At 65.3% G+C, this 12674-nt stretch carries 13 protein-coding genes; 9 read left to right on the top strand and 4 right to left on the bottom strand.

Annotated features, from left to right (window positions below; translation table 11 throughout):
- Window positions 1-165 precede the first annotated feature (165 nt).
- The 9 genes from PNI01S_RS04680 (at window position 166) to PNI01S_RS04640 (ending at window position 7400) form a co-directional block, all read left to right on the top strand.
- Window positions 166-477, top strand: a complete 312-nt coding sequence (locus PNI01S_RS04680; protein ID WP_084357511.1) for a DUF485 domain-containing protein — start codon at window positions 166-168, stop codon at window positions 475-477.
- The gene (locus PNI01S_RS04675; RefSeq protein WP_065085959.1) at window positions 474-2129 is read left to right on the top strand and encodes a cation acetate symporter; all 1656 of its coding nucleotides are present in this window, start codon (window positions 474-476) and stop codon (window positions 2127-2129) included. Before PNI01S_RS04680 ends, PNI01S_RS04675 begins: the two co-directional genes overlap by 4 nt.
- Before the next feature lie 75 nt (window positions 2130-2204).
- Window positions 2205-3995, top strand: coding sequence for a DUF294 nucleotidyltransferase-like domain-containing protein (locus PNI01S_RS04670; RefSeq protein WP_065085958.1), 1791 nt, complete (start codon window positions 2205-2207; stop codon window positions 3993-3995).
- Window positions 3992-4618, top strand: coding sequence for a 3'-5' exonuclease (locus PNI01S_RS04665; protein ID WP_065085957.1), 627 nt, complete (start codon window positions 3992-3994; stop codon window positions 4616-4618). The genes PNI01S_RS04670 and PNI01S_RS04665 overlap by 4 nt, the downstream gene beginning before the upstream one ends.
- Window positions 4619-4738: 120 nt before the next feature.
- The gene (locus PNI01S_RS04660) at window positions 4739-4897 is read left to right on the top strand and encodes a DUF3309 family protein (RefSeq protein WP_017522017.1); all 159 of its coding nucleotides are present in this window, start codon (window positions 4739-4741) and stop codon (window positions 4895-4897) included.
- 208 nt (window positions 4898-5105) lie between these two features.
- Window positions 5106-5405: a hypothetical protein gene (locus PNI01S_RS04655; RefSeq protein ID WP_084357510.1), complete on the top strand. Its 300-nt coding sequence runs from the start codon at window positions 5106-5108 to the stop codon at window positions 5403-5405.
- A gap of 168 nt (window positions 5406-5573) precedes the next feature.
- Window positions 5574-6386, top strand: coding sequence for an SDR family oxidoreductase (locus PNI01S_RS04650; protein ID WP_038803310.1), 813 nt, complete (start codon window positions 5574-5576; stop codon window positions 6384-6386).
- A 229-nt stretch (window positions 6387-6615) separates the two neighbouring features.
- Window positions 6616-7041, top strand: coding sequence for a hypothetical protein (locus PNI01S_RS04645; RefSeq protein WP_024766159.1), 426 nt, complete (start codon window positions 6616-6618; stop codon window positions 7039-7041).
- A gap of 29 nt (window positions 7042-7070) precedes the next feature.
- Window positions 7071-7400 (top strand): YnfA family protein, encoded by a 330-nt coding sequence (locus PNI01S_RS04640; protein ID WP_024766158.1) that lies wholly within the window; start codon window positions 7071-7073, stop codon window positions 7398-7400.
- A 41-nt stretch (window positions 7401-7441) separates the two neighbouring features.
- Here the strand turns inward: PNI01S_RS04640 and PNI01S_RS04635 are convergent, their stop codons facing one another.
- From PNI01S_RS04635 to PNI01S_RS04620, 4 genes are all read right to left on the bottom strand, one after another.
- Window positions 7442-7672 carry a YheU family protein gene (locus PNI01S_RS04635; RefSeq protein ID WP_037009258.1) on the bottom strand — a complete coding sequence of 77 codons (231 nt, stop codon included), beginning with the start codon at window positions 7670-7672 and terminating at the stop codon, window positions 7442-7444.
- 59 nt (window positions 7673-7731) lie between these two features.
- Window positions 7732-8952 carry an osmoprotectant NAGGN system M42 family peptidase gene (locus PNI01S_RS04630; RefSeq protein ID WP_024766156.1) on the bottom strand — a complete coding sequence of 407 codons (1221 nt, stop codon included), beginning with the start codon at window positions 8950-8952 and terminating at the stop codon, window positions 7732-7734.
- Complete coding sequence (ngg, locus tag PNI01S_RS04625; protein ID WP_037009261.1) at window positions 8949-10748, bottom strand: N-acetylglutaminylglutamine synthetase; 1800 nt, start codon at window positions 10746-10748, stop codon at window positions 8949-8951. The genes PNI01S_RS04630 and ngg overlap by 4 nt, the downstream gene beginning before the upstream one ends.
- 70 nt (window positions 10749-10818) lie before the next feature.
- Window positions 10819-12588, bottom strand: coding sequence for an N-acetylglutaminylglutamine amidotransferase (locus tag PNI01S_RS04620; protein WP_084357509.1), 1770 nt, complete (start codon window positions 12586-12588; stop codon window positions 10819-10821).
- Window positions 12589-12674 lie beyond the last annotated feature (86 nt).

The following is a 12674-nucleotide window of genomic DNA, read 5'->3' as shown; positions in this document are numbered from 1 at the left end:
GCCATCGTTCGCGGGGGATTTTTTTATTCCGAGGCGTCTATTCCGGGCTTGTTCGCAAGAGAGGGCAAATCGCTACGACTAAAGTCGTCTGGAGAGCTTGCAGCGCTCCAATAAATTAGGGATCGACGACATCCGCGTCATCCCCGCTGTGAGGACAAGAACAAAATGAACGACAGCATCTACCAGCGGATTGATACCAATCCGCGCTTCAAAGAGTTGGTGGCCAAGCGCGAGCGATTCGCCTGGCTGCTCTCCCTGATCATGTTGGGCCTGTACGTGGTCTTCATCCTGCTCATCGCCTTCCAGCCGCAGCTGCTGGGCGCGAAGATCAGTGCCGATTCGTCCGTCACCTGGGGCATCCCCATGGGCGTCGGGCTGATTTTCTCTGCCTTCGTGCTCACCGGCATCTACGTGCGCCGGGCGAACGGTGAATTCGACCGCCTCAACCAGGAAATCCTCAAGGAGGCCCAGCAATGAAAGGCCGAATTTCTGCGGCCCTCGCACTGGCCGCTTTCGCTCCGTCACTCTGGGCTGACGCCCTCACCGGCGAAGTACAGCGCCAGCCGCTGAACATCTCCGCCATCGTCATGTTCGTCGCCTTCGTCGGCCTGACCCTGTGCATCACCTACTGGGCCTCCAAGCGCAGCAAGTCCGCTGCTGACTTCTATACCGCCGGCGGCAGCATCACCGGCTTCCAGAACGGCCTGGCGATCGCCGGCGACTACATGTCCGCCGCGTCCTTCCTGGGTATTTCCGCGCTGGTGTTCACTTCCGGCTACGACGGCCTGATCTACTCCATCGGCTTCCTCGTCGGCTGGCCGATCATCCTTTTCCTGATCGCCGAACGCCTGCGCAACCTGGGCAAGTACACCTTCGCCGACGTGGCGTCCTATCGCCTCAAACAGAAGGACATCCGCACCCTGTCGGCCTGTGGCTCGCTGGTGGTCGTGGCCTTCTACCTGATCGCGCAGATGGTCGGCGCCGGCAAGCTGATCGAGCTGCTGTTCGGCCTGAACTACCACGTCGCCGTGGTCCTGGTCGGCATCCTGATGGTGCTGTACGTGCTGTTCGGCGGCATGCTCGCCACCACCTGGGTACAGATCATCAAGGCCGTGCTGCTGCTCTCTGGCGCCACGTTCATGGCGATCATGGTGCTCAAGCACGTCAACTTCGACATCAGCACCCTGTTCTCCGAAGCCATCAAGGTCCACCCGAAAGGCGAGGGCATCATGAGCCCCGGCGGCCTGGTGAAGGACCCGATCTCCGCGTTCTCCCTGGGCTTCGCGCTGATGTTCGGCACCGCCGGCCTGCCGCACATCCTGATGCGCTTCTTCACCGTCAGTGACGCCAAGGAAGCCCGCAAGTCGGTGTTCTTCGCTACCGGCTTCATCGGCTACTTCTACATCCTGACCTTCATCATCGGCTTCGGCGCGATCCTGCTGGTCAGCACCAACCCGGACTTCAAGGACGCCACCGGCGCCCTGCTGGGCGGCAACAACATGGCCGCCGTGCACCTGGCCAATGCAGTGGGTGGCAGCCTGTTCCTCGGCTTCATCTCCGCCGTCGCGTTCGCCACCATCCTCGCGGTGGTTGCCGGCCTGACCCTGGCCGGTGCCTCGGCCGTGTCCCACGACCTGTACGCCAGCGTGCTCAAAGGCGGCAAGGCCAACGAGAAGGATGAGCTGCGCGTGTCGAAGATCACCACCGTCTGCCTCGGCGTGGTGGCCATCGTTCTCGGCATCCTCTTCGAGAAGCAGAACATCGCCTTCATGGTCGGCCTGGCCTTCTCCATCGCCGCCAGCTGCAACTTCCCGGTGCTGCTGCTCTCGATGTACTGGAAGAAACTGACCACCCGTGGCGCGAAGATCGGCGGCTGGCTCGGCCTGATCACCGCGGTGACCCTGATGATCCTCGGCCCGACCATCTGGGTACAGATCCTCGGCCACGAGAAAGCCATCTACCCGTACGAATACCCGGCGCTGTTCTCCATGGCCGTGGCCTTCATCGGTATCTGGTTCTTCTCCATCACCGACAAGTCCGCCGCTGCCGACGAGGAGCGCGCACGCTTCTTCCCGCAATTCATTCGCTCGCAGACCGGCCTGGGTGCCACTGGCGCCGTTGCCCACTGATCGCTTGAGCTAACCTGCCGGGGCCGGAGGTGGAAACACCTCCGGCCCTGCTTTTTTGACAGGGATGGATAACGGATGTCCGACGATTTCAACTTCGCCTCGCCTCCTTTCGACCAGCTTCGTCCGCTGGAGCGCGAGCAGCTGCGCGATGCATTGAGTGTGGGTTACTACACGGTCGACGAAGTACTGCTCGAGGCGGGTGCGCCGGTGCCCTGCCTGTTCATCCTGATGAAGGGTGTGATCGAAGAGCGCGGCGAGGACGGCAGGCTGTTCGCGCAATATGGCGCCGAAGACCTGTTCGATGTTCGCGGATTGCTCTCCGGCAGCAGCAAGCACCGTTACCAGGCAGTGGAAGAAAGCATCGTCTACGAACTGCCCGCGGCGGTTTTCCATCAGCTCTGCGCGGACAATCCCCAGTTCGCGCAATTCTTCCGCGCGGACCTGGCCAGCAAGCGCCAGCTGGAGCGCCGCGACGGGCAGAACCTGGCCGAATTCATCCTCACCCGTATCGCCTCCGAACACCTGTTGCCGGCCATTGAAGTGGAGCCTACGTTGCCGCTGGGCGATGCGGCGCGCCTGCAGCTGAGCCATGGTGCCGACGCCTTGCTGGTGCGCGAGGAAGGTGCCCTGGGCATTGTCACCCGCACCGACCTGATGACCGCGCACTTCCGCGACGGCTTCAGCGAGACGCAACCCATCGGCCCGCTGGCGCACCGCCCGCTGAGCCATGTCGAGCTGGGGGATTTTCTCTTCGACGCGATGATCCTCATGACCCGCCAGCGCATCGAACGCGTGGCGGTGTGCGAGGAGGGCAGGGTGGTCGGCCTGTTGCACCTGACCCAGGTGCTCAGCCTGTTCTCCACCCACTCCCATGTGCTGGCGCTGCGCATCGCTCGCGCCGAGAGCGAGGCCGAGCTGCGCGCCGCGGCCGAGACCCTGCACACGCTGATCGCCACCCTGGCGGGCAATGGCATCCGCCTGCGTTTCATCATGCAACTGGTCAGCGCGCTGAACGAACAATTGCTCGAGCGCCTCTTCGAACTGCAAGTGCCGCCGGTGCTGCGCGGCCGCTGCTGCCTGCTGGTGATGGGCAGCGAAGGGCGCGCGGAGCAACTGCTGAAAACCGACCAGGACAACGCGCTGATCCTCGACGACGGTCTGCCGGTGGAGCAGGGCCTGCTGCTGATGCAGCGCTTCTCTGCCGCCTTGTTGGAATTCGGCTATCCGCCATGTCCCGGTGGCGTGATGGCCAGCCGGCCGGAGTGGTGCAAAGCCTTGTCGGAATGGCAGCGCGAATTGCGCGAGTTGCCGTTGCAGGGGCGCCCGGAGCAACTGATGCGCCTGTCGATTCTTGCCGATGCCTGGCCGGTGGCGGGCAACCGGCGGCTGTTCGACGGCCTGCGCGAATGCCTGGGTGAACTGGCTGGCGACAGCAGCCGCTGGATGAGCGACCTCGCCTTGCCGGCGCTGCAATTCGACACGCCGCTGACCTTCCTCGGCCAACTCAAGACCCAGGATGCGCAGCTCGACGTGAAGCGCGGCGGCATCTTCCCCATCGTCCACGGCGCCCGCGTGCTGGCTGTGCGCGAAGGCCTGGAGGAGCGCGGCACGCTGGGCCGGCTGACTGCGCTGAAGGCGCTCGGCGTGCTGGACGAGTCGCTGGTGGACAACCTGGTCGAGTCCTTCGAGCTGTTCCTTCAACTGCGCCTGCGCCAGCAATTGGACGGCAAGCGTGACGGTCGCGAGCAGGGGCTCGATGTTTCCCGACTGAGCCGCCACGAGCGCGACCTGCTGCGCTTCGGCTTGCACACGGTGAAGAAGTTCAAGCAGAGCCTGACCCGCCAATTCCATCTGGAGACCCGATGAACGCCTGCGTCGCCGCCCCCGATCCGCACTGGTCCGCCTGGCGCCGTCGCCTCTACTGGTGGCGGCATGATCCGGCCGAGGCGGAGGAACTGGTGTCGCTGGACCTGGAAACCACCAGCCTCGATCCGCGCAAGGCCGACATCCTCAGCATCGGCGCCGTGGTGATCCGCCGAGGCAAGCTGATCCTCGGCGAGCGCCTGGAGCTGCTGGTGGAACCGCCGCCATCGCTGGACGGCGAGTCGATCCGCATCCACAAGCTGCGCCGCGCCGACCTCGAAGGCCAGCTGCCGCTGGCGGAGGCGCTGAAGCGGGTACAGGCGTTCATCGGCGTCCGCCCGCTGCTGGGTTACTACCTGTCCTTCGATGTCGCCGTACTGCGCCGGCATCTGCGCGAGCAGCTCGGCGCGCGGCTCGACAATCCCCGCGTCGAGGTCTCCGAGATCTACCACCGCAAGATGAGCCGGCGCTTTCCCGACCTGCACCTGGACCTGCGCTTCGATACCCTGGCGCGCAACCTGGAAATTCCCATCGAAGGTCGCCACACCGCCATCGGCGATGCGCGCACTGCCGCGTTGATGTTCCTGCGCCTGCGCAAGGGCTCATTACCCCGCGATCTGAGCTGATCCCGGCGGCGTGCAGATTCTTTGAATCTTCCGCGCAACCGCCCGGTCGGAACACATAAGCGCTGGCCAATCGCATCCCGCGAGCCATCGCCCCTCGTCGACTGAAAGAGGAGAGACGATATGGGACTCGGGACCATCCTGTTGATCATCCTGATCTTGATGCTGATCGGCGGCCTGCCGGTCTTCCCCCACTCGCGCAACTGGGGTTACGGCCCGTCGGGCGTCATCGGTGTCGTACTGGTCGTTCTGCTGGTGCTGTTGTTGCTCGGACGTATCTGACCGAGTGGATCGGCGTGACCCGTTAAACCCCTCACCCCAGCCCTCTCCCAGTGGCGAGGACTGGGGTGAGGGGAATACCCGACCACGGAGGCCCCAGGTAAGTCGGTTTTTGTCACCGCGCTGATACGCCACAGGGTGATTCGTCGCACAGCCCGCTGGGTAGGCCTGTACTAACATACTGGGCCTTTGCCATCAGGGAGTCGTAGGGATGCTGGGCGTTGTACTGGTTCTGCTGGGCGTGGTGTGGTTGCTCGTCCAGTGCGGGCTGGGCCTGCCGCCGTTGGCCGAAGCCATGACCCTGGACCCGGTGGTCGACCCCGACCGCTATTGGCAATTCGTTTTCCTCGGTCCGGCGCTTCCGGTGGCGCTGGGCGTCTTCCTCCTCCGCTACCGTATCCAGGGCTTTGCCCAGCTCAAGCGCGAACGTATCAACTGCGCTGCCCACCTGCTCGTCTCCGCCGGCATCGCCCTGGTGCTGGGCAAGCTCTGCGTGCTCGCCCAGGCCTGACCCTGCAAGCCGTGAATCACTAATGCGCCGGCGGTTTGCCAGGGGCATTCAGCGCCCTGATTTCACCGCTGATGGTCGAAAGCCTTGGTTACACTTCGGGCCACAGTCGTCGACAGATCCTCGTCGACCACCCGTCCCGAACAAGACAAGAAAAGGCAGACCTCCCTTATGCAAAATCGCATCATGATCACCGGCGCCGGTTCCGGCCTCGGACGCGAAATCGCCCTGCGCTGGGCCCGCGAGGGCTGGAAGCTGGCGCTGGCCGACGTTAACGAAGCAGGCCTGCAGGAAACTCTCAAGCTGGTGCGCGAGGCTGGCGGCGACGGCTTCACCCAGCGCTGCGACGTGCGCGACTACAGTCAGCTGACCCAGCTGGCGCAGAACTGCGAAGAGAAGTTCGGCGGCATCGACATCATCGTCAACAATGCCGGCGTCGCTTCCGGCGGCTTCTTCAGCGAACTGTCGCTGGAGGACTGGGACTGGCAGATCTCGATCAACCTGATGGGTGTGGTCAAGGGCTGCAAGGCCTTCCTGCCGCTGCTGGAAAAGAGCAAGGGCCGCATCATCAACATCGCCTCCATGGCCGCGCTGATGCAGGGCCCGGCGATGAGCAACTACAACGTGGCCAAGGCCGGTGTGGTGGCACTGTCGGAAAGCCTGCTGGCCGACCTCAGCCTGGTGGACGTGAAGGTCCATGTGGTCTGCCCGTCGTTCTTCCAGACCAACCTGCTGGACTCCTTCCGCGGCCCCAGCCCGGAAATGAAGACCCAGGTCGGCAAGCTGCTGGAAAGCTCGCCCATCAGCGCCGCCGACATCGCCGACTACATCCACCAGGAAGTGGCCCGCGACGTCTTCATGATCCTGCCTCATGAACAGGGTCGCATGGCCTGGCAGATCAAGCAGCAGAACCCCCAGGCGCTCTACGACGAGATGGCCAAGATGGCGGAGAAGATGCAGGCCAAGCGCCGCAGCCTTTCCTGATTTTGCCCTCTTTCGGTGCAATGAAAGACAGGGCTTGCCCAGGCCGGTGCAAAGGGTTAGTTTTAGTCACCGGCCTGCCTGGCTGATGTACGTTGGACCCCGGTAAAAGCCCCGCGAATGTCGCGGGGCTTTTGCTTTTTCGGGCTACCGCCCAGCTCTTGGGATTCGTGCTTTGCGCATCGTCGGGCCTGTGTTAGAAGGCTCCGGTGTCATTGAAGGAAGAACCCGCTTGCACTGTGAATCCATCGTCTATGGCTGCATCCGCGACTGGCCCGGCGACTCGATGGAGCGCCGCCTGCGCCGCGCCGCCAACCGCAAGGTCCTCGACAGCCTGCCCATGGGCGAGGCCTGGCCGTTCCTGGGCCGCGAAATGTTCAGCCGCTGCGAGACCGAAGGCGCGGGCCTGTACCAGTCCCAGGTGATCCATTTCGGCGCCAGTTACCAGACCATCGAGTACGAGTGGAAACTCTGGGTCGAACAGTTCGAAGCGCTGTTGCGCCGCCTTTACTGGGCCAGTGCGGTGGTGCACCTGGAAACCGAGGTCAACGGCAGCCACACTTTCCGCTGGGAATCCGAGAATGGTTTCCACAGCCCGCGCGAAGGTGAGCTGAAAGTGCGTTGCGCCTGGGAGCGCGAGGGCGGCCTGCGCGGCTGATGGCGCGCCTCCCGTTACGGAAAGCATCCATGATCAATTACCTCTGGTTCGTCCTCGCCGCGTTCTGCGAGATCGCTGGCTGCTACGCCTTCTACCTCTGGCTGCGCCTGGACAAGAGCGCCCTGTGGATCATTCCCGGGTTGCTCAGCCTGACGCTGTTCGCCCTGCTGCTTACCCGCGTCGAGGCGAACTATGCCGGACGCGCCTACGCGGCGTACGGCGGTATCTATGTGGCCGCGTCGCTGTTCTGGCTGTCCTTCGTGGAAAAGAGTCGCCCGCTGTGGAGCGACTGGGTCGGCGTGGCGCTCTGCGTGATCGGCGCCAGCGTGGTGTTGCTCGGGCCTCGTCTCGCGCCGTGATCTGAGCGGGATCGACAGCTGCAGGAGTTCCTGACGCTCTATCAGTCCTCCAGCCACTCCCTCGGCACTTCGCTTTTCAGCATCAGCTGGCACTGCTGGCTTTCCGGGTCGAAGACGATCACCGCCTCGCCGCGCTTGAGCGCATGGCGCGCGCGCTCTACGCGCACGTCCAGGGGCGTGTCGTCGCCGTTGTCGGTGCCTTCGCGGGTGACGAAGTCTTCCAGCAGGTTGTTCAGGGTGTCGGCTTCGATCAGATCGTAAGGAATCAGCATGGCGGAGTACTCGGAATCGCAGCGCGGGATTGTAGTCCCGCGATGCGGTGAGTGCAGCTTCAGTTCTTGCCCTTATCCGAGTCCTTGCCCCGGTCGCCGCTGTCGGTGCTGTCGATCAGGTCGTCCACCGGCGGTACATGGGTGGTGCTTTCCATGTGCACCGGGTGCTCCAGTTGCTTGCTGAAGCGCTCCAGCGTGCCCTCGCTGGGTTCGGCGTCGCTGTCGAAGACCGGCGGGCTGAGCAGGTAAGCAGTCAGCAGTTTCGATAGTGCGGCCAGGCTGTCGATATGGGTGCGCTCGTAGCCATGGGTGGCGTCGCAGCCAAAGGCCAGCAGCGCTGTGCGGATGTCGTGGCCGGCGGTGATCGCCGACTGCGCATCGCTGTGGTAGTAGCGGAACAGGTCCCGGCGCACGGCGATCTCGTGGCGCTCGCCCAGGCGCAGCAGGTGCCGGGACAGGTGGAAATCGTAAGGCCCACCGGAGTCCTGCAACGCCACGCTGACCGCATGTTCGCTGGAGTTCTGCCCCTCGGCCACCGGCGCGATATCGATGCCGACGAATTCGCTCACATCCCAGGGCAGCGCACCGGCCGCGCCGGAGCCGATTTCTTCGGTGATGGTGAACAGTGGGTGGCAGTCGATCGGCGGCACCTGGCCGGCTTCGACGATGGCCTTGAGCGAGGCCAGCAGTGCGGCCACGCCGGCCTTGTCGTCGAGGTGGCGGGCGCTGATGTGGCCGCTCTCGGTGAACTCGGGCAGCGGGTCGAAGGCGACGAAATCGCCGATGGCCACGCCGATGGATTCGCTGTCGGCACGGCTGGCGGTGTAGGTGTCCAGGCGCAGCTCGACGTGATCCCAGCTGATCGGCAGCGTATCCACCGCGGTGTTGAAGGCGTGCCCGGAGGCCATCAGCGGCAGCACACTGCCGCGGAATACGCCGTTCTCGCAGAACACCGTGACCCGGCTGCCCTCGGCGAAGCGGCTCGACCAGCAGCCCACCGGCGCCAGGGCCAGGCGGCCGTTGGGTTTGATCTCGCGGACGATGGCGCCAATGGTGTCCAGGTGCGCCGAGACGGCGCGGTCCGGGCTCTTGCGCCGGCCCAGCAGGGTGGCGCGGATGGTCCCGCGGCGAGTCATCTCGAAGGGCACGCCGATCTCCTCCAGCCGTTCGGCGACGTAGCGCACGATGGTGTCGGTGAAACCGGTGGGGCTGGGGATGGCGAGCATTTCCAGCAGCACGCGCTGCAGGTAGTTGAGGTCGGGTTGTGGCAGTTGGGTCATGCCGGGGCCTCTTCGTTAGGGTGAGGCTGATCACGGTTGTCGCGATGCAGGAGTTCGCGGCTCAGCGGGAAGAGCAGGTCGACGAAGCGTTCGGCGGTCGGCTGCGGCTCATGGTTGGCCAGGCCGGGGCGCTCGTTGGCCTCGATGATCACGTAGTCCGCCTGGTCGGCCTCGGTGACCAGCAGGTCGAGGCCGGTGACCGGAATCTCCAGCGCTCGCGCGGCGCGGATGGCGGCGTCGGCCAGGGCCGGGTGCAGGCGCTCGGTGACGTCTTCCAGGGTGCCGCCGGTGTGCAGGTTGGCGGTGCGGCGTACAGCCAGGCGTTGACCGCTGGGCAGCACATCGTCGTAGCTGAAGCCGGCGGCGGCCAGGGTGCGCTCGGTCTCGCCGTCCAGCGGGATGCGGCTTTCGCCTCCGGTCGCAGCCTGGCGCCGGCGGCTCTGCGCCTCGATCAGCTTGCGGATGCTGTGCCGACCATCGCCGATCACCTCGGCGGGGCGGCGAATGGCGGCGGCCACCACTTCGTAACCGATCACCACGATGCGCAGGTCATTGCCGGGGTGGTAGCTCTCGAGGATGACGCGGGTGTCGAACTGCTTCGCGTGGGCGACGGCGCTCTCCACCTCCTCGGCCGTGCGCAGGTCCACGGCGACACCCTGGCCCTGTTCGCCGTCCACCGGCTTGACCACCAGCGCGCCGTGTTCTTCGAGGAATGCCGCGTTGTCTTCGGCGCTGGCGGCCAGGCGTTGCTGCGGCTGGCGCAGGCCGGCGCGGTCGAGGGCGCGGTGGGTGAGGGTCTTGTCCTGGCACAGGCTCATGCTGACGGCGCTGGTGAGGTCGCACAGCGACTCGCGGCAGCGAATGCGTCGGCCGCCCTGGGTGAGGGTGAAGAGGCCGGCGTCGGCGTCCTGCACCTGCACCTCGATGCCGCGTCGATGGGCTTCGTCGACGATGATTTTGGCGTAGGGATTGAGTCCCTTTTCCGGGCCGGGGCCAAGGAACAGCGACTGGTTGATGCCGTTCTTGCACTTCACTGCGAAGGTCGGCAGTTCACGGAAGCGCAGCTTGCGGTACAGCGACTTGGCCTGCTGGTTGCCGTGCAGCACCGACAGGTCCAGATAGGCCAGCCCGCGGCTCATGAAGTGTTCGATCAGGTGGCGTACCAGCGCTTCGCCGACGCCGGGCCGGCTGGACTGCGGGTCCACGGCCAGGCACCAGAGGCTGGAGCCGCCTTCGGGATCGCGGAAGGCCTTGGCGTGGTTGATGCCCATGACGGTGCCGATCACCGTGCCGGTCTCGGCGTCTTCCGCCAGCCAGTAGGCCGGGCCGCCCTGGTGGCGCGGGGTGACGTTGGAGGGATCGACCGGCAGCATGCCGCGCGAGAGGTAGAGGCGGTTGATCGCCGTCCAGTCGTCGTCGCTGTGCACGCGGCGGATGCGGAAGCCGCGGAAGGGGCGGCGCGCCGGGCGGTAGTCGGTGAACCACAGGCGCAGCGCGTCCGAGGGGTCGAGGAAGAGTTGCTGCGGGGCGTGGGACAGCACCTGCTGTGGCGCGGCGACGTAGAGGGCAATGTCGCGCTCGCCGGGTTGTTCGTTGAGCAACTCGGCCGCCAGCTTGTCCGGGCTGGAGAAGGTATGGCCGATCAGCAGGCGGCCCCAGCCGCATTGCAGGATCAGCGGGCCGTGGCTTTCCGCGTGGTCGCCGGCGAAGCGCGCCTGCAGGCGCTCGTAGGTCGGCGTCTGGCCGCGCAGCAGCCTCTGGTTGTGGGGATGGGGCAGGTTGGAATGGGGTTTCATCGTGCGCTCCCTGATAAGCATCTGTCCTGGGCTGTGGGGATGGCGGCGCCACGCACGGCGCCGCCGGGCTCTAGAGGCCTTGTTCCGTCAGCCAGAGGTTGAGGGCCGCCAACTGCCACAACTTGGAACCGCGCAGCGGAGTGAGGTCGCTCGCCGGGTCGCTGAGCAGGCGGTCGAACATCGCCGTCTCGAACAGTCCACGGTCCTGGCTCGGGTCCAGCAGCAATTCGCTGACCCAGGCGCGGGTATTGCCTTGCAGGTGCTTGAGGCCGGGCACCGGGAAGTAGCCCTTGGGCCGGTCGATCACCTCGCTGGGGATGACCTTGCGCGCGGCGGCCTTGAGCACCTGCTTGCCGCCGTCGCCGAGCTTGAAGCGCGACGGGATGCGCGCCGACAGTTCCGCGACGCGGTAGTCGAGGAACGGCACGCGGGCTTCCAGGCCCCAGGCCATGGTCATGTTGTCCACGCGCTTGACCGGGTCGTCGACCAGCATGATGGTGCTGTCCAGGCGCAGCGCCTTGTCCACCGGGTCTTCTGCGCCGGGTTGGGCGAAGTGGTCGCGGACGAACTCGCTGGCCACGTCCTCGACCCGCATCGCCTCGCGGACGGTGTCCAGGTACTCGCCGTGGCTGCGATCGAAGAAGGCCGCGCGGTAGGCCTGTAGCGGGTCCTTCGCGCCGGCCACTTTCGGGTACCAGTGGTAGCCGGCGAACAGCTCGTCGGCGCCCTGGCCGCTCTGCACCACCTTGCAGTGCTTGGAGACTTCCCGCGAGAGCAGGTAGAAGGCGATGCAGTCGTGGCTGACCATCGGTTCGCTCATGGCGCGGAAGGCCGCCGGCAACTGCGAGATGACTTCGTTCTCGTCGATGCGCAGTTGGTGGTGGCGGGTGCCATAGCGTTTCGCGATCAGGTCCGAGTACTGGAACTCGTCGCCGCGCTCGCCGCCGGCATCTTCGAAGCCGATGGAGAAGGTCAGCAGGTCTTCGACGCCGGCTTCGTGGAGCAGGCCGACCAGGAGGCTGGAATCGACACCGCCGGAGAGCAGCACGCCAACCTCGCGGGCAGCGCGCTGGCGCACGCTCACGGCGTCACGCAGGCTGCTCAGCAGGCGGTCTTCCCAATCGTCCAGGGTCAGCTCGCGCTCATTGGGCAGCGGGCCGTAGTCCAGGGACCACCAGCGCTGGCGCTCGGTGTGGCCGTCGGCGTCGATGCTCATCCAGGTGGCCGGCGGCAGCTTCTGCACTTCGGCCAGCAGGGTGCGCGGCGCGGGCACCACGGCGTGGAAGCTCAGGTAATGGTTGAGTGCCACCGGGTCCAGCGCCGGGTCGATATCGCCGCCCTTGAGCAACGCCGGCAGGCTGGAGGCGAAGCGCAGGCGCTTGCCGGTCTGTGACAGGTACAGCGGCTTGATGCCGAGACGATCGCGGGCGATGAACAGGCGCCGTTTGTCGCGTTCCCAGATGGCAAAAGCGAACATGCCATTGAGGCGGGGCAATAGTTGTTCACCCCAGGCGTGGTATCCCTTGAGCAGCACTTCGGTGTCGCCACCGGAGAAGAAGCGGTAGCCCAGTGCTTCGAGCTCCTGGCGCAGCTCGGGGTAGTTGTAGATGGCGCCGTTGAAGACCAGTGACAGGCCCAGGGCGGTATCGATCATCGGCTGACCGGAGGCTTCAGCCAGGTCCATGATCTTCAGCCGCCGATGGCCCAGGGCCACCGGACCTTCGCTATGGAAACCCCAGGCGTCGGGGCCTCGCGGGGCCAGGTGATGGGTGATGCGTTCGACTGCGGCAAGGTCCGCAGCCTGTTTATCGAAACGTAACTCTCCTGCTATTCCGCACATGTCCTTACCGGATCTCCGTTGGGGATGAAGTGGGTGGCGTCTCACGGACGCCTTAGGGGATGACCCGTCGATCCGGCGAGAGTTCT

This window comes from Pseudomonas nitroreducens NBRC 12694 (genome assembly GCF_002091755.1).
GTDB classification, from domain to species: domain Bacteria; phylum Pseudomonadota; class Gammaproteobacteria; order Pseudomonadales; family Pseudomonadaceae; genus Pseudomonas; species Pseudomonas nitroreducens.
This window is presented reverse-complemented; position numbering and strand designations above follow the sequence as displayed.

Bases quoted from the DNA above. Each gene is read 5' to 3' on its own strand.
- PNI01S_RS04670 (WP_065085958.1), top strand. From the start codon at position 2,205: ATGTCCGACGATTTCAACTTCGCCTCGCCTCCTTTCGACCAGCTTCGT.
- ngg (WP_037009261.1), bottom strand. From the start codon at position 10,748: ATGAAACCCCATTCCAACCTGCCCCATCCCCACAACCAGAGGCTGCTG.
- PNI01S_RS04620 (WP_084357509.1), bottom strand. From the start codon at position 12,588: ATGTGCGGAATAGCAGGAGAGTTACGTTTCGATAAACAGGCTGCGGAC.
- PNI01S_RS04635 (WP_037009258.1), bottom strand. From the start codon at position 7,672: ATGCTGATTCCTTACGATCTGATCGAAGCCGACACCCTGAACAACCTG.
- PNI01S_RS04650 (WP_038803310.1), top strand. From the start codon at position 5,574: ATGCAAAATCGCATCATGATCACCGGCGCCGGTTCCGGCCTCGGACGC.
- PNI01S_RS04680 (WP_084357511.1), top strand. From the start codon at position 166: ATGAACGACAGCATCTACCAGCGGATTGATACCAATCCGCGCTTCAAA.
- PNI01S_RS04640 (WP_024766158.1), top strand. From the start codon at position 7,071: ATGATCAATTACCTCTGGTTCGTCCTCGCCGCGTTCTGCGAGATCGCT.
- PNI01S_RS04675 (WP_065085959.1), top strand. From the start codon at position 474: ATGAAAGGCCGAATTTCTGCGGCCCTCGCACTGGCCGCTTTCGCTCCG.
- PNI01S_RS04655 (WP_084357510.1), top strand. From the start codon at position 5,106: ATGCTGGGCGTTGTACTGGTTCTGCTGGGCGTGGTGTGGTTGCTCGTC.
- PNI01S_RS04630 (WP_024766156.1), bottom strand. From the start codon at position 8,952: ATGACCCAACTGCCACAACCCGACCTCAACTACCTGCAGCGCGTGCTG.
- PNI01S_RS04665 (WP_065085957.1), top strand. From the start codon at position 3,992: ATGAACGCCTGCGTCGCCGCCCCCGATCCGCACTGGTCCGCCTGGCGC.
- PNI01S_RS04660 (WP_017522017.1), top strand. From the start codon at position 4,739: ATGGGACTCGGGACCATCCTGTTGATCATCCTGATCTTGATGCTGATC.